The following is an 18,104-nucleotide window of genomic DNA, read 5'->3' as shown; positions in this document are numbered from 1 at the left end:
GGCATCGGCTCACAACAAACGCTTCAGGTAGCGCCCGGTGTGGCTGGCCGGGTTGGCCGCGATGTCTTCCGGCGTTCCCACGCCCACCACGCTGCCACCGCCTGAGCCGCCTTCGGGGCCCATGTCTATGACCCAGTCGGCGGTCTTGATGACGTCGAGGTTGTGTTCGATCACGACGATGGTGTTGCCGGCGTCGCGCAACTGGTGCAGCACCTTGAGCAGCAGCTCGATGTCGGCAAAGTGCAGGCCGGTGGTGGGTTCGTCCAGGATGTAGAGCGTGCGGCCGGTGTCGCGCTTGCTCAGCTCCAGCGCGAGCTTGACGCGCTGCGCCTCGCCGCCCGAGAGCGTGGTCGCGCTTTGGCCAAGCTGAATGTAGGACAGGCCCACGTCCAGCAGGGTTTGCAGCTTGCGGTGCAGTGTGGGCACGGCATGGAAGAAGGCGTGCGCCTGCTCGACCGTCAGCTCCAGAATCTGCGCGATGTTCTTGCCCTTGTATTGCACGTCGAGCGTCTCGCGGTTGTAGCGTTGACCGTTACAGACCTCGCACAGCACGTAGACGTCGGGCAGAAAATGCATCTCCACCTTCACCACGCCGTCGCCCTGGCAGGCTTCACAGCGGCCACCACCGGCTGCTGCGCTGACGTTGAATGAAAAACGCCCCGGTCCGTAGCCGCGCTCGCGTGCGCTCGGCACCTCGGCCATGAGTTCGCGGATGCCGGTGAACAGCCCGGTATAAGTGGCCGGGTTGCTGCGCGGCGTGCGGCCGATCGGCGACTGGTCCACGTTGATGACCTTGTCGAAATGCTCTATGCCTTCAATCGCCTGGTGCGCGGCCGGTTCGTCGTGCGAGCGGTACAAGGTGCGCGAGACGGCGGCGTAGAGCGTGTCGTTGACCAAGGTCGACTTGCCCGAGCCGGAGACACCGGTCACGCAGGTGAGCAGGCCCACGGGGAAGGCCACACTCACGCCTTTGAGGTTGTGGCCGCTGGCGTTGACCACGCGGATCTCCTGCAGCTCGCCCAGCGTGGCCAGGTGCCGTGCTTCGCGTGCGCTGCGGCGCTCGGCGGCCGGGCTGAGCGGAAAACGCGACTTGATGGGCGCGGCCTTGGCTGCGGCGGCGGCCTGGTGCACCGGCAGCCAGGGCGTGCGCCGCTCTGGCAGGGCAATGGCGCGCGCGCCGCTGAGGTATTGGCCGGTCAATGAATGAGGCGCGTCCATCACCTGGGCACACGTGCCCTGCGCCATCACGCGCCCGCCGTGCAGACCCGCGCCCGGCCCCATGTCTATCACATGGTCGGCGGCGCGAATCATGTCCTCGTCGTGCTCGACCACCAGCACTGTGTTGCCCAGGTCGCGCAAATGGCGCAGAGTGGCAATCAGGCGGTCGTTGTCGCGCTGGTGCAGGCCTATGCTGGGCTCGTCGAGCACGTACATCACGCCGGTCAGGCCGCTGCCGATCTGGCTCGCCAGGCGGATGCGCTGGGCTTCGCCGCCCGACAGGGTTTCGGCGCTGCGGTCCAGGCTGAGGTAATTCAGCCCGACGTCGTTGAGGAATTTCAGGCGCTGGCGGATTTCGTTGATCACGCGCGCTGCGATGTCGCCGCGTGCGCCCTTGAGTTCCAGCGTCTGGAAATAGGCCAGCGCCTCGCCCAGCGTGACGCGACTGATCTGGTAGATCGGCTGCTTGTGCTCGCCCTCGCCCACGAACACATGACGTGCTTCGCGCTTGAGCCGCGTGCCATGGCAGTCGGGGCAGGGTTGGGTGGAGCGGTAACGCGCCAGCTCTTCACGCACGGCGGCCGATTCGGTTTCCCGGTAGCGGCGCTCGAAGTTGCGGATGATGCCTTCGAACGGGTGTTTTTTGCTCACACGCTGGCCCGACTCCATGCCGTAGTCAAACTGCACGTCTTGCGTGCCCGAGCCGTAGAGCAGCGCTTGCCGCACGGTTTCGCGCAAGCTCTCCCACGGCGCTTCGACGTCAAAGCCGTAGTGCGTCGCCAGGCTCTCGATCAGGGCGAAGGTGTAGCTGTTGCGCCGATCCCAGCCCTTGACGGCGCCGCTGGCCAGGCTCAGCGAAGGGAAGGCGACGACGCGCTCGGGGTCGAAAAAATCGGTGTGGCCCAGGCCGTCGCAGCTCGGGCAGGCGCCCATGGGCGAATTGAAGGAAAACAGGCGCGGTTCAAGCTCGCCCACGGTGTGTGCGCACGCCGGACAGGCAAAGCGTGCGGAAAAGCGGTGTTCAGTCGCTTCGTCCATCTCCAGCGCCAGTGCCTTGCCGTCGGCCAGGCGCAGCGCAGCCTCGAAGCTCTCGGCCAGGCGCTGGCGCAAGGGGTGGGAACCGTCTGCGTTGGCCTCTGAGCGCACCTTGACGCGGTCGATCACCACGTCGATGTTGTGCTTCTCGTTTTTTTTCAACGCCGGCAGGGCGTCGAACTCCAGCAGAGCGCCGTCGACCCGAAAGCGGACAAAACCCTGGGCCTGCATGGCGGCGAACAGCTCGGCGAACTCGCCCTTTTTCTCGCGCACCAGCGGTGCCAGAATCATCAGCCGCGTGCCTTCGGGCCGGGCCAGCACCGCGTCCACCATCTGCGCCACGCTCTGCGCAGCCAGTGCTTGGCCGTGCTCCGGGCAGTGCGGCGTGCCGACGCGCGCGTACAACAGGCGCAGGTAGTCGTGGATCTCGGTCACCGTGCCGACGGTGGAGCGCGGATTGTGGGAGGTTGCTTTCTGCTCGATCGCAATCGCTGGCGAGAGGCCTTCGATCAGGTCCACCTCGGGCTTGTCCATCAACTGCAAAAACTGCCGCGCGTAGGCCGACAGGCTTTCCACGTAGCGGCGCTGACCTTCGGCGTACAGCGTGTCAAACGCCAGACTCGACTTGCCCGAGCCCGACAGCCCGGTGATGACCACCAGCGCGTGCTTGGGGATGTCGAGATCGATGTTCTTCAGGTTGTGCGTGCGCGCCCCGCGCACCGAGAGAACGGCCGCGCTGCGCCATGCCGCGGCCTGGGCTGCCGTTTGGGCCGCAACAGATGGGGCGGGCGGCGTGTCCGGGGCGCTGTCCAGGGCTGGCAGCGGGGGGAGGTTCTGGTTCAAGGCAGGGGCGCCAGGGCAGGGTTCTGGCAGCAGCAGGGCAACCCGACATGATAAGCCGGCGCGCGCTATCGAGTGCTCCCGGTCCCAAGGCAGAGATGGCGTCTCAGGCCCGGGCGGTTTGACGCTCGGGTTGCACGGCTGTCACCGCCGTTCGGACGAAGCGCTGTTCGTCGCGTGCAAAGTCCCATTGCTCGATGCGGCAACTGCGCTGCACCTCAGACCAGCCTAGGTCATTCTGCACGTCATTCTGCACGTCAGGCGCATCGCCCCAGCGCAGGATGTTCACCGAGTTGGGCAGCCCAGCGCGGGTGCGCCGCGAGACGGCGGTGCCCGCCTGCACCACCCACAGCGGCCGCTCCAACCCGTGCAGCGCCAGCGTGTACGGCAGGTGAATGTGGCCGCCCAGCAGCAGGTCGACCCCGGCCGCTGCCCAGACCCGCAGGGCATCGCTGCGCCCGCGCAGCAGGTTGGTCCGGTCGCGCGCCTCGGTCACGGCAACCGGCTGGTGCACCAACACCACGCGCAATTGCCCCGGGCTGGCCGCGCTCAGCCGCTTGGCCACCCTATCGATCTGCGCCGTGGACACCTCGCCGTTTTTATGGCGCCAGGCGCGCGTGGTGTTGACGCCGATGACCAGCCATTCTGGCGATGAGTGCACGGGCTCAAGATCGGCCCCGAATGCGGCGGCGTAGCGCGCGTAAGGGCGGCTCAGACGGGCCCAGAGGTCAAACAGCGCAATGTCGTGGTTGCCGGGGATGGCCAGGACCGGCGCACCGAGTCGGTCGACGAAGGCCTTGGCCGCGCGAAACTGGGCCGGCCGTGCGCGCTGCGTGATGTCGCCTGTGAGCGCCACCAGGTCCGGCCGCTGCTGCGCTGCCAGGGCCACCAGCGCCTCGACCACCTGGGGTTGTTCGGTGCCGAAATGGGTGTCAGAGATTTGCAGCAGCACGCTCATGCGGCAGCTTCTGTCGCCTCAACCGAGCCCGGTGAGTCAGGGGCCTGGAGCAGGTACAGGGGCTTTTCGAGCACGCGAAAGTCGATCGGTGCGCGCATCCGTGCCACCTCGCCGTCGAACGCCACCACCACCTCTTGGCGGCCGGGGAGCAGGGTGGGCCTGACCACCATGTGTTGAAACTCGAAGCTTTCCACGCCAGCGGCTTCGTCCAGATTGCCCATGGCTCCATGCAGCAGCAGCCCGATCATGGACAGCGTGCCGATGGGACGCAGCATCAGCGCGGCCATGCTGCCGTGTCCGGGCGTGCCGACCACGGTGTCTGGCGGGTTTGCACCGAAATGCTCGAGTTGCAGCCGGTTGTTGCTTACGAAGAGCGTCAGGGTCTGCACATCGCGGACTGTGTTGCCCAGCTCGATGTGCAGGCGCAGCCGGCGTTGCGCGCGCAGCAAGGTGGCACAGGCCGCCACGAACGCCACCCAGCGGCTGCGGCCAAAACGGGCCTTGTAGGCCTCTCGATCCCGTAACAGCTCGGGGTAGACGCCCAGGCTGGCGTTGACCAGGAACACCCGGTCGTTGATGGCGGCCACCTGAACCGGCAACGGGCGCGCGTCCAGCAGCAGCCGCGCGGCAGCGGCCGGGTCGGTGGGGATGCCGTGCGTCCGGGCAAAGTAGTTGAAGGTGCCGTAGGGAACGACGCCCATGGCGCAACCGGTTTTGTGCGCGGCCTGAGCCACCGTGTTCAGACTGCCATCGCCGCCCACAGCGACCACCGCTGTGCCGCGCGCCAGCGCCGCCGCTGCGGCCTGGGCGGCCACCTGCGCCAGCTCGGCGGGCCTGCAAATCAGCAGTTCGCCTTTGCGTCCACGCGCGGCCAGGGCCGATTCGATCACGGCCCGCTTGACATCGATGCCAAAGCCTCCTGCAGCGGCGTTGACCACGAACAGCAGCGCCGACTCGGGGTCCAGGGCCGGGGCAAAGGCGCTGGAGGCCATCAGTCGTGCTGCAGCAGATCGCCGAAGACGGTGTGCTCGCCGTCCCGGCGATCGGCGCCCGGCGCGTCGTACAGCACCAGCCAGCGCGGCTGCCCGTTGGCCAGTTCTGGGGGCAGGTCACAAATTGCCTCCGCGCGGTTTGTGCCGCGCCCGTGCGGCAGCGCAACCGATTCTGTCAGTTCATCTTCAAAACACACAGGCTCGCGGTTGGCAGCCATCGCAGTCCGGGCCAGCGGCCACTTGAAGACACGGATATCGCCGTTGAGCACCATCGTCGGACCGGCCAAGATGTACAGGTCGTCACCAGAAAAATGCAGGTCGCGAATGCCCAGGCCGTCGAGCTGCAGGAAGTGCTTGCGCAGCAGCGTGCCGCTGTCGTCCAGCGGCGCCAGGCGCAGATGATCCCCGCGCGCCTCGACCTCGATCTCGAGCAGCGCCGACCAGCCGCGCAGCACCGGGCCGCGCAGGCCAAGCAGCAGCCGGCGTCCGTCCACCGCCAGGCCTTCGATGTCGAAGCCGTTGTCCTTGCCTGGAATCGCCATGTAGGGCCCGAAGTGGGGGTCGTCGGCCAGGGCGCGGGTGAGCAGGTTCGCCTGCGCATCGCCCTTGAGCCGCAGGGCCCGGCGCCCGTCTCGGGCCTGTCGCACCAGGCCGGGCGCGCCCTGGGCGTCGGGCTCGATGGGCAGACAGGCCAGCAGGCGCCGGTTGCCGTCCAGCGCCAGCTTCGCCAGCCGTCTGGCGTTGTCGGCGTGGGCCCGGTCTGGCTTGGCGTTCTTGCGCTTGAGGCCATGCGAGCCGACCACCCAGAGGTAGCCATCGGCCACCGCCATGCCTTCCAGGTCGGCCTCTTCGTCGGCTGAGCCTGGCAGGTCTAGCAAATCGGCCAGAGGGAAGTCGCGCACCTCGCCAAAACGCAAAACGTCGGACCCCATGGGGTCGAGCCGACGCAGGCGATCCAGGCCACAGGCTTCGTCGCCAGCCACCCAGAGCCAGTCGCCGGTGAAGGCCGCGCCCGACAGGTTGGTCTGAACCAGGGAGTTGGGTGCAAACTCCAGGCGGACGGCGTTTGCGTTGCGTGAATGGGGCATGGGGTGGGTGCTCTGGAAGTTGCTGTGTGGGCTGGGGCGATACCGGCAGCGTGCGCAAGCCGCAGCCCTTGCTATTCTGCGCTGATAGGCTGTTGCTCGGTCAGGTGTTTTTGATCCGATTTCTACTTTTTTGGGATGCTTGGGCAATTCTGCAAAACTACCTCCTGCTTGACGGAGCTGAACACCTGGGCGTCGCGGTAAAGCGTCATCAGTTCGGGGCGGCGCATCAGGAGAAAGCTTGCCTGGGCATGCGCCGCCGCATCGGGTCGTTTTCGCGCAGCGTCGCACACACGTGAGCATGGACTCAATTCCGCAGGAAGTCGCGGATGGCGAACAGGGTGTCGTCGGGCGCTTCGGTCATCTGGTGGTGGCCCACCGGCAGGCTGAGCACCTGCACAGCCTTGGCAGCGGCCTTGCCCGCCTTGATCAAGCCCTGCGCCGCTTTGGGCGGCGTCATCTGGTCCTGCTCACCCAGCAGGAACAACACCGGGCAAGTCAAGGCCGCCATGGCCGCTTCGCCGCCGCGGTAGCTGTCGCAGGCCACAAAGCCGCGGTGAAACAGGTTGACCGTCGGGTTGCTGGCCAGCACGCGCCGCCCCAGCGCCAGGCTCGCGCCATAGACCCAGGTGCCTGGGCCCAGCGTCGAGGGCGGTGCGGCCAGCGTGCTGCGCGAGAACACATTGATCTGAGTCAGCGCCTTTTCGGGCTGCTTGAGCGAGGCATCAAGCAGCGCGGGCGAGACCTTCATCGGGTGTGCGGTGCCTACCAGAACCAGGTGTGTGACGCGGTCTTGCAGCCGCGCCGCCGCTTCCAGCGCGATCAGCGAGCCCCAGCTATGACCGATCAGCGCAGCCTTTCGTACGTCTGCGGCGTCGAGCAGCGCACCGATGAAGTCGGCTGCTTCTTCGACCGATGAGGGTGCTTGGCCGGCGCTCTTGCAGTGGCCAGGCAGGTCGACCGCCAGCACGTTGTAGCCGTGGTGCGCCAGGTAGCGCGACTGCAGGATCCAGACGCTGTGGTCGCCCAGCACGCCGTGGATGAAGACGGCGGTGGGCTTGGACGGGTCAAAGGCCTTGCCTCCGCTGTAGCAGTAGGTATTGGCGTCGTTGACAGTGAGATGCATCAGAAGTCCCCCATTCGTTCGCCCGGCGCTTGGCCTGTTCTGATGAGCCTGCCGAACGGATCAAGCGGCCTTTTCTGCAGCCTTGAGGGCACGTTTCAAATCCTCTATCAGGTCATCCGGGTCTTCCAGCCCGATGGACAGGCGAATAGTGCCGGGGCCGATACCGGCGCTGGTCAGCGCCGAGTCGCTCATGCGAAAGTGTGTCGTGCTGGCCGGATGGATCACCAGCGAGCGGCAGTCGCCCACATTGGCCAGGTGGCTGAAGATTTTGAGTGTTTCGATGAAGGTCTTGCCCTGTTCGCGCGAGCCCTTGATGTCGAAGCTGAACACCGAGCCTGCACCCTTGGCACCATGACGCAGCAGCCGCTCGGCCAGTGCGTGACTGGGATGCGATTCGAGCAGCGGGTGGCCAACGCGGCTCACCAGCGTTTGCTTGACCAGGAAGGCCACCACTTTTTCGGTGTTGGCGATGTGGCGCTCCATGCGCAGCGGCAGGGTTTCTATGCCTTGCAAAATCAGCCAGGCGCTGTGTGGGCTCAGGCAGGCGCCGAAGTCGCGCAGGCCCTCGCGGCGCGCGCGCAGCAAGAAAGCACCGACCGTGCTTTCTTCGCTGAAAATCATGCCGTGGAAACCGTCGTAAGGTTCGGTCAGTTCGGGGTATTGGCCCGAGGCCTCCCAGTCGAAGCTGCCGCCATCGACCACCACGCCACCGATCACCGTGCCGTGGCCGCTCAGGAACTTGGTGGCCGAGTGGTAGACCAAGTCGGCGCCGTGTTGGAAGGGCTGGATGAGGTAGGGCGTGGTCAGCGTGCTGTCCATCAGCAGTGGCACGCGCGCTTCGTGCGCGATCTGCGCCACGGTCGGGATGTCCAGCACGTCCAGGCCGGGGTTGCCCAGCGTTTCACCAAAGAACAGCTTGGTGTTCGGGCGCACCGCAGCCTTCCAGCCGTCGATGTCGCCGGGTTTGACGAATGTGGTCTCGATGCCGAAGCGGCGCAGCGTGTAGTGCAGCAGGTTATGGCTGCCACCGTAGAGCGCGCTGCTGGCGACGATGTGCGCGCCAGCGCCCATCAGCGTGGCAATCGTCAGGTGCAGCGCGGCCTGGCCGCTGGCGCATGAAATGGCGCCAATGCCACCTTCGAGCGCGGCCACGCGCTGCTCGAACGCCGCGTTGGTGGGGTTGCTGATGCGGCTGTAGACGTGGCCCGCGCGCTCCAGATTGAACAGCGCGGCGGCATGGTCGCAAGACTCGAACACGAACGAGGTGCTCAGGTGAATCGGCAGCGCACGCGCGCCGCTGGCGGGGTCGGGTGCGGCTGCGGCGTGTAGCGCCAGGGTGTCAAAGCCGGGGTCGGCATAGCCGGGCATGGACTCTCCAGTGGTTTCGTGCGGTTCAATGCCGCTGCACGAGGGCGGCGCTGGCCAGAAGGATGGGTGTATTGTGGGCTGAATTGCCGCTTGCATCTGTCCTATGTGCGGCGGCCATCAACCCAGGAGAGTAGGCATGAAAGTCAGCGACATCCGGCTCCTCAAGAGCGGCACACGCATGTCGCAGATGAACCAGGGCAGGCCGTCGTGAATGGCGCTGCGGCCGTACGCCCGGTCGGTTACGTCCACTTGGAAGCCACCGCCGACCCGAGGAAAAAGCGTGCTGAAAGAGCGTACGCTGCTGTCGTCCAAGACCTCGTGCATGGGCACGCGGCGGTACCACAGAGGCAATTTTTGAGAAATTCGGCGCGCATTGTCAGTTGACTTTTGATGGAAGCTTAGTTGACGCGGACCACAATTGATGCGACGAACGTGCCAGTGCACTAAATCGTCGTGATTTACTTTGCAGGGGTCAATAAACTTTTGAAATCAAAGTCTTGTAAGACAATCCGGGGGTTTCTGATGCCTCTTGAAACTTATCTATGGCCTACCCGGAGGGACTCGAACCCCCGACCTGCTGCTTAGAAGGCAGCTGCTCTATCCAGTTGAGCTACGGGTAGACGGTATGCAGACTGGCAGAAAAAAGGCCCACAGCGTGGGCCTTTTTGTTGTGAATGGTCGGAGCGGCGGGATTCGAACTCGCGACCCTCTGCTCCCAAAGCAGATGCGCTACCAGGCTGCGCTACGCTCCGACTAAGCTGTTGATTATAGCCGCTGCTGAACCCGGTTTTCCTGTCAGACCCCCAGTTTTTTGCCTGGGGGTGGTTCTGCGTCGGCTTTGGCCGCCTGCACCTGGGTGCTCTTGATCCGACTTGTGCTGGAGCGTCGCGCTGAGTTCAGCAGCCGCGCGTGACTGGCATGTCGACAAATGTCCTTGACGCAGGCGCATCGGAGTATGTCGTGGCGCAGGGAAGATGAGAGCCGCCGAACCAGCGCCCCTTGTTGATCGCCTTGCGTTCCTCCATGGTCAGCATCGGTTCGTTCATGGGCTGTCTTGCGGGTGAGTCAATCAGATGTCGGTTCAGCGGTAATGGGGTGTGCGCTTGTCCAGAAATGCCGTGATGCCTTCGCCGGCGTTGGCGTGGTGCAGGCAGCGCACGAAATGATCTCGTTCTCGACCCAGTTGCTCGGGCAGCGTCGCCGTGGACGCTTCGTTGACCAGTTCCTTGATGCTGGCTAGCGCGTTGGGGGCGCGGGCGTTGAGCTTTTCACACCAGTGCAGCGCATCCGCCAGCGCTTGGCCGGGCGCGCTGACCCGATTGACCAGGCCGAGCTGCTGCAGGCGATCGGCTCCCACGCGTTCGCCGCTGAGCAGCAATTCCAGCGCCGTCTGGCGCGGCAGGGCGCGCAGCAGGCTCCAACTGGCGCCACCGTCGGGTGAGAGGCCGACCTGGCTGTAGCTCATGATGAACACGCTGTCTTGTGCCGCCACCACCAGGTCACAGGCCAGCGCGAGAGAAAACCCGGCGCCGGCGCAGGGCCCTTCGACCGCCGCCAGCACCGGCTTGGGAAAAACGCGAATGGTCTCTATCCAGTGGTGCAAACCATCGATACTTTGTGCCTGCAGCTCGGGTGGCTGCTGCCGGTTTTCCAGCAACCGTTGCAGCCGAGCGCCGGAACAGAAGTATGGACCCTTGCCGGTGATGATCACGCTGCGCAACTCGGGGTTGTTCTCGACCGCGTTGAGCACTTCGATGCCAGCGGCATAAATACCGGGCTCCAGCGCGTTTTGGTGTTCGGGGTTGCTGATGCTCAGAACCAGGGTCTGGCCGTGGCGCTGACTTTCGAGGCTGGCGGTCATGGGGCGGTCGGTGTTGGAGGAGATTGGGTCAGGTCGGCGCTGCGGGGCAAGCGTGCAGGAATGGGGTCAACTCTTGCCGCGCCCGCGTCGCCCGTCACTCGAGAATTGCGCCACAAAACAAGCCATTTTCAAAATTAAATCGGGCGCGCCCTGTGTCAGAATGCTTTAGCTTTATATCCGAGGGTAGCCGACGTGCGTCAAATCTGGGTCGCTTGTGTGATGATCTTGACAGCGCTGAGCAGTGCGGCTGCGACCCTGGGCCAACTCAGCGGAGAGGCGGTGCTAGGTCAGGGGCTGGATGTTCGCGTTCCGGTGACGGTGGCCGCCGGCGCAGACGCGTCCCAATTGTGCCTGGGTGCCTATGTCTTTTACGGCGATGAGCAACTGGCTCCGGGTCGGCTGCGACTCACGCCGCAAAACGGCGCTGAACCGAATCAGGTCTGGTTGCGCATCCAGTCGTTCCAGCCAATCAACGAGCCCATCGTCACGCTTGAGGTGCGTGCAGGCTGCGGCGCGCCCTTTTCTCGTCGCTATGCCTTGCTGGCAGACCCGCCGCCCGAGCTTGCAGCCCGGGCGATCGCAGCACCCGTTGGCGTCCAGCCGGTTCTGGCGCCCCAGGTGCCGCCCCCGAATGCTGTCGCACTTGCCACAGGCCTTGCAGGAGACGCGGCGCCAGGCCCGGCAGCGCCAGCGCGTGCGGCTTTGCCCGCCCGCGCAGCAGCCGCCGGGCCGCCGGTGCGTCCCCGGGAAAACAGCGTGCTGCGCCGTGCGGCCGCACCCGTGCGCGCCAGCGAGCCGCGTTTGCAGCTCGATCCGCTCGATCTGAGTCTGGACGGCGCTGCAGCACCGCGGCTCGAACTCTCGCGCACCTTGCACAGCCAGCCCGGCACACCCGAGGCCAGCCGCGCTGCCGCGTTGTTGTGGCAAGCCATCAACGCGGCGCCTGAAGACAGACTCAGACAGGCGCACAGACTCGTCGCGCTTGAGGCACAGTCCCGGGCCTTGCTGGACGCCCAGGCGCAAGACAGGGCGCAGATGGCCGCCTTGGAGCGCCAACTGCAGGCGGCCCAGCGCAGCAGTCAGATGCATCGATGGCTGTACCTGCTGGGCGCCTTGCTGGCATTGGCGTTGCTGGCGCTGCTGCTGTGGCGTCGGCAGCAGCGGGTTGTGGCAGCGGCTCGGCCGGCGTGGTGGGCGGCCCAGGCTGAGCCGGCGTCGGGCAAGATGGCGCGTATTCAGGAGCCGGTGGCGGCGAGCCCGGCACTCGAAAAGCGCTTGCATGCGCGGCGCGATGGGGTGCCGCAAGACGACGAATTGGAGTCCGGGCCGCAAGCGCTCGGCCTCGGCCATGCACAAGCGCTAGCGCCGGTGCTGGACAACGCGCCCGCGTGGAGCGCCAGCGAGCGGCGTGATTTCGGTCCTAGCCTGATCGGTGCCTCGCGTTCGCTGGCCACCGAAGAATTGTTCGACGTGCAGCAGCAGGCCGACTTCTTTGTGTCGATCGGTCAGGATGAGCAGGCGATTCAAATTTTGACCAGCCATGTCTTGGAAAGCCAGCAGCCCAGCGCGCTGATCTATCTCGATTTGCTCAAGATTTTCCACCGGCTCGGACAAAAATCCGACTACGAGCGCTTGCGCGTAGAGTTCAACCGGCTGTTCAACGCCGGCGTTCCGAGCTTCGAGCAATACGCCGACCGGGGTCGCAATCTGGAAGCCTATGAGGCGGCGTTCAGCCGGATACAGGCGCTGTGGCCCCAGCCCCGCGTGCTCGACGTGATCGAGCAATCGATTTTTCGCGACCCGAACGATCCACAGGCCGAGGTGTTCGACCTCGATGCGTACCGCGAGCTGTTGTTGTTGCATGCCTTGGCGCAGGACATCATCAGGCGCGAGGCGGGTGTGGCCGCGCCTGTCAGCGATTTTGAGCAAACCCGGATCAAACCCCTCAAGGCCGCAGCCGCCGCGCTCGCGCCCGTGCGAGCCGACCCAGACCGCGATCTGCTGCCGCCGGCTTCGGCGCGTCTGGGGCTGGACATCGACCTGAACGAATGGTCGCAAGAGCCGGCCGTCGAACCCGTGTCGCCCAAATCCGCTGTGCTCACGCCCGGCACCAGCGCAGCGCAGCCCGCTCAGCAAGGCAAACCGCCTTTCTTCGAGGGCGAAGCGACCCACCCGCAACTGCTCGACTTTGAATTCCCGCCGGAGAAAGAGCCAGGGCAACGAGCGAGCGACAGGGCCTGAGCGGCTGAACCCACGCCGCTGCTTCAGCGCCGCACTTGCAGCGCAGACGGGTTGACGATGTTGCTGGGTGTACCCCGGATAAAGTTAACCACGTTGTCGAACGCCGAGGCAAAACAGAGCTCGTAATTGTCCATCTCCACGTAGCCGATGTGTGGCGTGCAGATGCAGTTTTCCAGCCGCAGCAGGGCGTGGCCCTGCAAAATCGGCTCGGACTCGAACACGTCGATTGCCGCCATGCCGGGGCAGCCCCGGTTCAGACTGGTCAGCAGCGCATCGGGGGCGATGATTTCAGCGCGCGAGGTGTTGACCAGCAAGGCGGTGGGCTTCATGCGCGCAAGATCGTCCAGCCCCACGCAGCCGACGCTGCGCTCACCGAGCCGCAAATGCAGTGAGAGCACGTCGACGTCGGCGAAAAAGGCCGCCTTGCTATCGGCAAGCTCGTAGCCGTCGGCGTTGGCGCGCGCGCGCGCCGCGTCGCTGCCCCAGATCAGCACGCGCATGCCGAAGGCCCGGCCATAGCCGGCCACCAGTTGACCGATACGGCCATAGCTCCAGATGCCCAGGGTTTTCCCCCGCAGTGCCATGCCTATGCCAAAGTTGACCGGCATCGACGCCGACTTCAAACCCGACTGCTGCCAGGCAGCGTGTTTCAGATGGGCCACATACTGGGGCAGGCGCCGCATGGCCGCCATGGTGAGTGCCCAGGTCAGTTCGGCGGTTGAAACCGGCGAACTCACCCCTTCGGCAACGGCGATGCCGCGCTCGGTGCAGGCGGCCAGATCGATGTGAGCGCCGACGCGGCCGGTCTGCGCGATCAGTTTGAGACGCGGCAGCTTGTCGATCAAGGGGCGTGAAATGTGACTGCGCTCGCGGATCAGCACCAGAATGTCGGCCTCACGCAGCCGCAGCGCGAGCTGGCCCACGCCTTTGACGGTGTTGGTGAAGACCTTGGCCTGGTAGGGTTCGATTTTTTCGGCGCAGCGCAGTTTGCGAACCGCATCCTGATAGTCGTCAAGAATCACGATATTCATGCGCGCCATTGTGCCTGTGTCCAGGCGCGCGAACGAGGCAGAAAAAAATCGGACAATCGACCGAAGTTCAACCAGTCAAGCGGGACGCCTGCGATGAGTACCGACCCAACCGATGCTGTCTTGCTGCATCAGAGCGACGTGCGCGGCGTGCACACGCTCACGCTGAATACGCCGCGCAACTTCAACGCGCTGTCGTCCGCCATGCTGGATGCGCTGCAGCGCGCGCTCGATGCGGTGGCCGGCGACGAGCGCGCGCGCGCGCTGGTGATCGCCGCCAACGGCAGGGCTTTTTGTGCCGGTCATGATCTCAGGGAAATGCGCGCCAACCCCGACCTGGCCTACTACCAGGCCCTGTTTGCGCGCTGCTCGCGGTTGATGCTGGGCATACGCCAGTTGGAGCTGCCAGTGATCGCACGCGTGCAGGGGTTGGCCACCGCCGCCGGTTGTCAGTTGGTGGCGCAGTGTGATTTGGCGCTGGCCGCGCAAGCGGCCCGCTTTGGTGTCAACGGCATCGACCTGGGCTTGTTTTGTTCGACGCCCAGCGTGGCCCTGTCGCGCAACGTATTGCCCAAACAGGCGTTCGAGATGCTGTTCACCGGCGACTTCATCACGGCCGAGCAGGCGCTGGCGCGTGGCCTGGTCAATCGCGTCGTGGCCGATGAGGCGCTCGACGCCGAGCTCGAACACATGCTGGAGCGCATTCTGGCCAAGCCGCGCCACGCCGTTGCGGTCGGCAAGGGTTTGTTTTATCGCCAGCTCGAGACCGGTATCGAAGCGGCTTACCAGCTCGCCGTTCAGACCATGGCCTGCAACATGGTGCATGAAGTGGCGCAAGAAGGTGTGCAGGCCTTCATCGACAAACGCGCTCCGAATTGGGACGCCTGAGTTCAGGCGCCGCGTGCTGAAACAACCGCTACGGATCATGACCACCGCCACCGCCACCGTCACCAGCGAAAGTGCCAGCGCCATCCCCAGCGCCATCCCCATCGATGCTGCGCCTGCTGCCAGCGCCAGCGCAACGCAAGCGCCAGCGGGTTTGCAGCAATGGTTCGCTGCCTTCTTGCAGCCCGCGCTCTGGATCGAGCTTGGGGTGCTGCTGGTGTGCGTCGCCTTGGCCTGGGGCCTGAGCGCCTTGCTGCGCCAGACACTGGGCATGCAGGAAAACCGCAGCTCGGTGCTGTTTGGCCGACGCCTGATCGACGGCGTGCTGTTTCCCTTGCTGCTGTTGACGCTGGCTTATAGCGCGCGCGCGGTGCTGCTCGAGCTGATGCCGGTTACCATCTTCTCGCATGTCATTGTGGTGCTGCTGGCGCTGGTGGTGATTCGCATTGGCGTCAAGGTGCTGCAAGTCGCGTTGGTGCAAACCCCCTGGGTGCGCACTCTGGAGCGCAGCATTTCGTGGTTGGCCTGGTTTGCTGTGGTGCTCTGGCTCAGTGGCCTGTTGCCACTGGTGCTGCACGAGCTGGATCAAATCAAGTGGACCATTGGCGCGTCTGAGCTTTCGCTGCGCACCTTGCTGGAAGGCATCATCACCGCCGCCGTGGTGCTGATTTTGGCGCTGTGGGTTTCGTCAGCCATCGAGTCGCGGCTGTTGCGCTCGGCCAGCGGGGGTGATTTGTCGCTGCGCAAAGCGGTCAGCAACGCCACCCGCGCCCTGTTGGTTTTGGTGGGTCTGCTGGTCGCGCTGTCGGCAGTCGGCATTGATCTGACTGCGCTGTCGGTGCTGGGTGGCGCCATTGGTGTGGGCATTGGCTTTGGCTTGCAAAGGTTGGCATCCAATTACGTCAGCGGTTTCGTCATTTTGGCCGAACGCAGCATGCGCATTGGCGACAATGTGCGGGTGGACAATTTCGACGGCCGCATCACCCAAATCAACGCCCGTTACACCGTGATTCGTTCGCTCGCCGGGCGTGAATCGATCGTTCCGAATGAAATTCTGCTCATCAACCGGGTCGAAAACCTCTCGCTGGCCGACGCCCAGCTCTGGCAGTCCACGGTGGTGACGGTCGGCTATGAAAGTGATGTCGATCTGGTGATGCGCCTGCTCAGCGAGGCTGCGCTGGCGCAGCCTCGCGTGCTCAGAGACCCGGCGCCGGCGGTGGCGCTGTCGGCCTTCGGTCCCGACGGGCTGGAGTTCACGGTGGGCTACTGGATGGTTGACCCGGAAAACGGTCAGCTCAATTTGCGCTCGCAGATCAACTGCGCCATCTTGCAGGCATTGCGCGAGAACAATATCGAAATACCCTATCCGCAGCGGGTGCTGCACATGCGAGGGGCGGTGACCTGAAGCTGGGTTGGCGGTGTTCAGGTTCAGTCCAGCGGACGCAAGCCGATGATGAGAGCCGACGGTACGCGCCCGTCGACGTCGCGCGGCAGGGTGGCGGTGCGGTCGATGGCGCGCAGCACCGCCTCGTCCCAGGCCGGGTTGCCGCTGCTCTTGAGTAGCCGACGGGCGGTGATGGTGCCGTCGGGCAGGGTGCGCACCTCGACTTCGGCGCGTGGGTTGCCGGCCACCGGGTCGGTGAAGACTACGTTGGGCTTGATGCTGGCCGCTACCCGGGCGGCGTAGGCCAGCGATGGGCCGCCAGCGCGCAACGCGCTGCCGCTGGCTTGCGCCGCACCGCTGGCGTCGGCCTGGCCCATGATGCGGCGCATCTGCTCGTCGCGCCGCACCTGAGCTGCCAGCTCGGTCTGGCGCTGCTCTTGCAAGCTGCGCTGCCGTTCTTGTTCGCGTTGCCGCTCGGCGCTGGCCTGTTCTTCACGGGCGAGGCGCTCGGCCGCTGCTTGTTGGCGCCGTTGCTCGGCGCGTGCGTGCTGGATCGCAAGATCAGCCGGCTGCGTTGCAGGCTCAGGCGCTGGTGGCGTTGCTGGTGCTGGTGCGGGTACAGGTGCGGGTACAGGTGCGGGTTCGACCGCACGTGGCGCTGCCGTCTGCGGCAAACTGGACCACAGCTCAGCCTCGAACACCACGGGAGCGGGCTCATGCCGCCAGTTGACGCCCCAGGTCAGCGCTGTCACCAGCAGGGCATGCGCCAGCAGCGCCAACATCACTGGGCCCAGCCAGCGGCCGCCAGTGGGTGGTGCCAGTTCGAGGTGGTCGGCGCTGCTTTGCACGGCCCTGGAGTCCGGGTTGAGGGCCTTAGCGCGACGCCTGCACCGACAGACCCACGCGCGCAATGCCGGCACCTTGCAGTGCATCCATCACCTGCAGAACGCTTTCGTACTTGACCTCGCGGTCGGCGCTGATGATCACCGGCACCGGAGCTGCGTCGGCCGCGACCGGTGGGCCTTGCAACTCGCGCACCCGGGCTGGCAGTTGCTCCAGCGCAACGCTGATTGCAGCCGCATGGGCAGCGCCTTCGCGCACCTGCAACTGCCCCTGGCGGTCAATCAGCACCTGGACGAAGCGCTCCGGCTGGCGCGCCGCCTGGCCAACCGTGGGCAGCTCGATCTGGCTGGGTGTGATCAGCGGCGCAGTGACCATGAAGATGATCAGCAGCACCAGCATGACGTCGATGAACGGCACCATGTTGATCTCGCTCATGGTGCGTCGGCCGCGGCCGCGAGAAGAAACGCTGGGCATGGGATTCGTTAGTCAAAAAACGGGGTCAGATTCCAATTAAAGGGCAGCCGACTTGGTGCCCAGGTTGCGGTGCAGGATGTTGGAAAACTCTTCCATGAAGGTCTCCATGCTGTTGGCCACGCGGTCGATGTCGTGCGCGAAGCGGTTGTAGGCCACTACAGCCGGAATGGCGGCAAACAGGCTGATAGCGGTGGCCACGAGCGCCTCTGCGATGCCGGGCGCGACCGAGGCCAGCGTGACCTGCGCCAGCGAGGCCAGGCCGGTGAAAGCGTGCATGATGCCCCAGACGGTGCCAAACAGGCCGACGTAGGGCGTGACCGAACCGACCGTGCCCAGAAACGACAGATTGACTTCCAGCACGTCGAGTTCGCGCTGAAAGCTCGCGCGCATGGCGCGCCGGGCGCCGTCGAGCAAGGCGGTGCTGTCGCTGATCTGGCGTTCGCACAGCTTGCGGTATTCGCGCATGCCGCTGGCAAAAATGCGCTCCATCGGTCCGCCGTGGCGCGAGCTCTGGGCGGCGGCGGCGTACAGGTCATTGAGGTTGGCGCCCGACCAGAATTCGCGTTCGAAGGCGTCGTTGTGGGCGCGCACCCGCTTGAGGGTGAACACTTTGCGAAAAATTGCCGCCCAACTCAGGATGGAAACCGTCAGCAGCAGCGCCACCACGGCCTGAACCACCCAGGTCGCGTTGAGCATCAAATGAGTGATGGAGAGTTCTGGTGCCATGGCCTTCGGAGCAGCGGGATGAAAAATGGTTGCAAAAAAG

16 protein-coding genes and 2 tRNA genes are annotated in these 18,104 nt (G+C 65.2%); 4 read left to right on the top strand and 14 right to left on the bottom strand.

The window, feature by feature from the left end:
• Positions 1-9 precede the first annotated feature (9 nt).
• From uvrA to EST26_RS07675, 4 genes are all read right to left on the bottom strand, one after another.
• Positions 10-2,973 (bottom strand): excinuclease ABC subunit UvrA, encoded by a 2,964-nt coding sequence (uvrA, locus tag EST26_RS07690; RefSeq protein ID WP_291066735.1) that lies wholly within the window; start codon positions 2,971-2,973, stop codon positions 10-12.
• 226 nt (positions 2,974-3,199) lie between these two features.
• Positions 3,200-4,051, bottom strand: coding sequence for a metallophosphoesterase family protein (locus tag EST26_RS07685; RefSeq protein WP_291066724.1), 852 nt, complete (start codon positions 4,049-4,051; stop codon positions 3,200-3,202).
• Complete coding sequence (locus tag EST26_RS07680) at positions 4,048-5,043, bottom strand: diacylglycerol kinase family protein (protein ID WP_291066722.1); 996 nt, start codon at positions 5,041-5,043, stop codon at positions 4,048-4,050. Before EST26_RS07680 ends, EST26_RS07685 begins: the two co-directional genes overlap by 4 nt.
• Positions 5,043-6,131, bottom strand: a complete 1,089-nt coding sequence (locus EST26_RS07675; protein WP_291066721.1) for a DUF3616 domain-containing protein — start codon at positions 6,129-6,131, stop codon at positions 5,043-5,045. The genes EST26_RS07680 and EST26_RS07675 overlap by 1 nt, the downstream gene beginning before the upstream one ends.
• A gap of 26 nt (positions 6,132-6,157) precedes the next feature.
• On the opposite strand from EST26_RS07675, the gene EST26_RS07670 reads away from it, so the two are divergent.
• The gene (locus EST26_RS07670) at positions 6,158-6,427 is read left to right on the top strand and encodes a hypothetical protein (RefSeq protein WP_291066719.1); all 270 of its coding nucleotides are present in this window, start codon (positions 6,158-6,160) and stop codon (positions 6,425-6,427) included.
• Between the two features lie 8 nt (positions 6,428-6,435).
• Here the strand turns inward: EST26_RS07670 and EST26_RS07665 are convergent, their stop codons facing one another.
• From EST26_RS07665 to EST26_RS07640, 6 genes are all read right to left on the bottom strand, one after another.
• Complete coding sequence (locus EST26_RS07665; protein ID WP_291066717.1) at positions 6,436-7,254, bottom strand: alpha/beta hydrolase; 819 nt, start codon at positions 7,252-7,254, stop codon at positions 6,436-6,438.
• 60 nt (positions 7,255-7,314) lie between these two features.
• Positions 7,315-8,622, bottom strand: coding sequence for an O-acetylhomoserine aminocarboxypropyltransferase (locus tag EST26_RS07660; protein ID WP_291066716.1), 1,308 nt, complete (start codon positions 8,620-8,622; stop codon positions 7,315-7,317).
• Between the two features lie 543 nt (positions 8,623-9,165).
• A tRNA-Arg gene (locus tag EST26_RS07655) sits at positions 9,166-9,242 on the bottom strand.
• A 55-nt stretch (positions 9,243-9,297) separates the two neighbouring features.
• Positions 9,298-9,374 (bottom strand) — tRNA-Pro (locus EST26_RS07650).
• A 144-nt stretch (positions 9,375-9,518) separates the two neighbouring features.
• Positions 9,519-9,668 (bottom strand): hypothetical protein, encoded by a 150-nt coding sequence (locus tag EST26_RS07645; RefSeq protein ID WP_291066715.1) that lies wholly within the window; start codon positions 9,666-9,668, stop codon positions 9,519-9,521.
• 35 nt (positions 9,669-9,703) lie between these two features.
• Positions 9,704-10,483, bottom strand: a complete 780-nt coding sequence (locus EST26_RS07640; protein ID WP_291066714.1) for an oxepin-CoA hydrolase, alternative type — start codon at positions 10,481-10,483, stop codon at positions 9,704-9,706.
• 216 nt (positions 10,484-10,699) lie between these two features.
• Here EST26_RS07640 and EST26_RS07635 point away from each other — a divergent pair, with 216 nt between their 5' ends.
• On the top strand, positions 10,700-12,724 hold the full coding sequence (locus EST26_RS07635; protein WP_291066713.1) for a hypothetical protein: 2,025 nt from the start codon (positions 10,700-10,702) through the stop codon (positions 12,722-12,724).
• Between the two features lie 23 nt (positions 12,725-12,747).
• Here the strand turns inward: EST26_RS07635 and EST26_RS07630 are convergent, their stop codons facing one another.
• Positions 12,748-13,755, bottom strand: coding sequence for a D-2-hydroxyacid dehydrogenase family protein (locus EST26_RS07630; protein WP_291066711.1), 1,008 nt, complete (start codon positions 13,753-13,755; stop codon positions 12,748-12,750).
• A gap of 93 nt (positions 13,756-13,848) precedes the next feature.
• Between EST26_RS07630 and EST26_RS07625 the strand changes: the two genes are divergently transcribed.
• Together EST26_RS07625 and EST26_RS07620 are read left to right on the top strand one after the other, a co-directional pair.
• On the top strand, positions 13,849-14,640 hold the full coding sequence (locus EST26_RS07625; RefSeq protein WP_291066710.1) for an enoyl-CoA hydratase: 792 nt from the start codon (positions 13,849-13,851) through the stop codon (positions 14,638-14,640).
• Between the two features lie 37 nt (positions 14,641-14,677).
• The gene (locus EST26_RS07620; RefSeq protein WP_291066709.1) at positions 14,678-16,042 is read left to right on the top strand and encodes a mechanosensitive ion channel domain-containing protein; all 1,365 of its coding nucleotides are present in this window, start codon (positions 14,678-14,680) and stop codon (positions 16,040-16,042) included.
• Between the two features lie 23 nt (positions 16,043-16,065).
• Here EST26_RS07620 and EST26_RS07615 read toward each other — a convergent pair whose 3' ends face one another.
• From EST26_RS07615 to tolQ, 3 genes are read right to left on the bottom strand one after another with little or no spacing between them, the layout of a single operon-like run.
• Positions 16,066-16,869 (bottom strand): cell envelope integrity protein TolA, encoded by an 804-nt coding sequence (locus EST26_RS07615; protein ID WP_291066708.1) that lies wholly within the window; start codon positions 16,867-16,869, stop codon positions 16,066-16,068.
• Positions 16,870-16,894: 25 nt separating this feature from the next.
• Positions 16,895-17,338, bottom strand: a complete 444-nt coding sequence (locus EST26_RS07610) for a biopolymer transporter ExbD (protein WP_291066706.1) — start codon at positions 17,336-17,338, stop codon at positions 16,895-16,897.
• Positions 17,339-17,374: 36 nt separating this feature from the next.
• A complete protein-coding gene (tolQ, locus tag EST26_RS07605; protein ID WP_291066704.1) occupies positions 17,375-18,064 on the bottom strand; it encodes a protein TolQ in 690 nt (229 codons plus the stop codon).
• Between the last annotated feature and the right edge of the window lie 40 nt (positions 18,065-18,104).

This window comes from Hydrogenophaga sp. (assembly GCF_014773545.1).
Lineage (GTDB): Bacteria > Pseudomonadota > Gammaproteobacteria > Burkholderiales > Burkholderiaceae_C > Hydrogenophaga.
The sequence above is the reverse complement of the archived record's forward strand: the minus strand, read 5'-3'. Positions and strand labels throughout refer to the sequence as shown.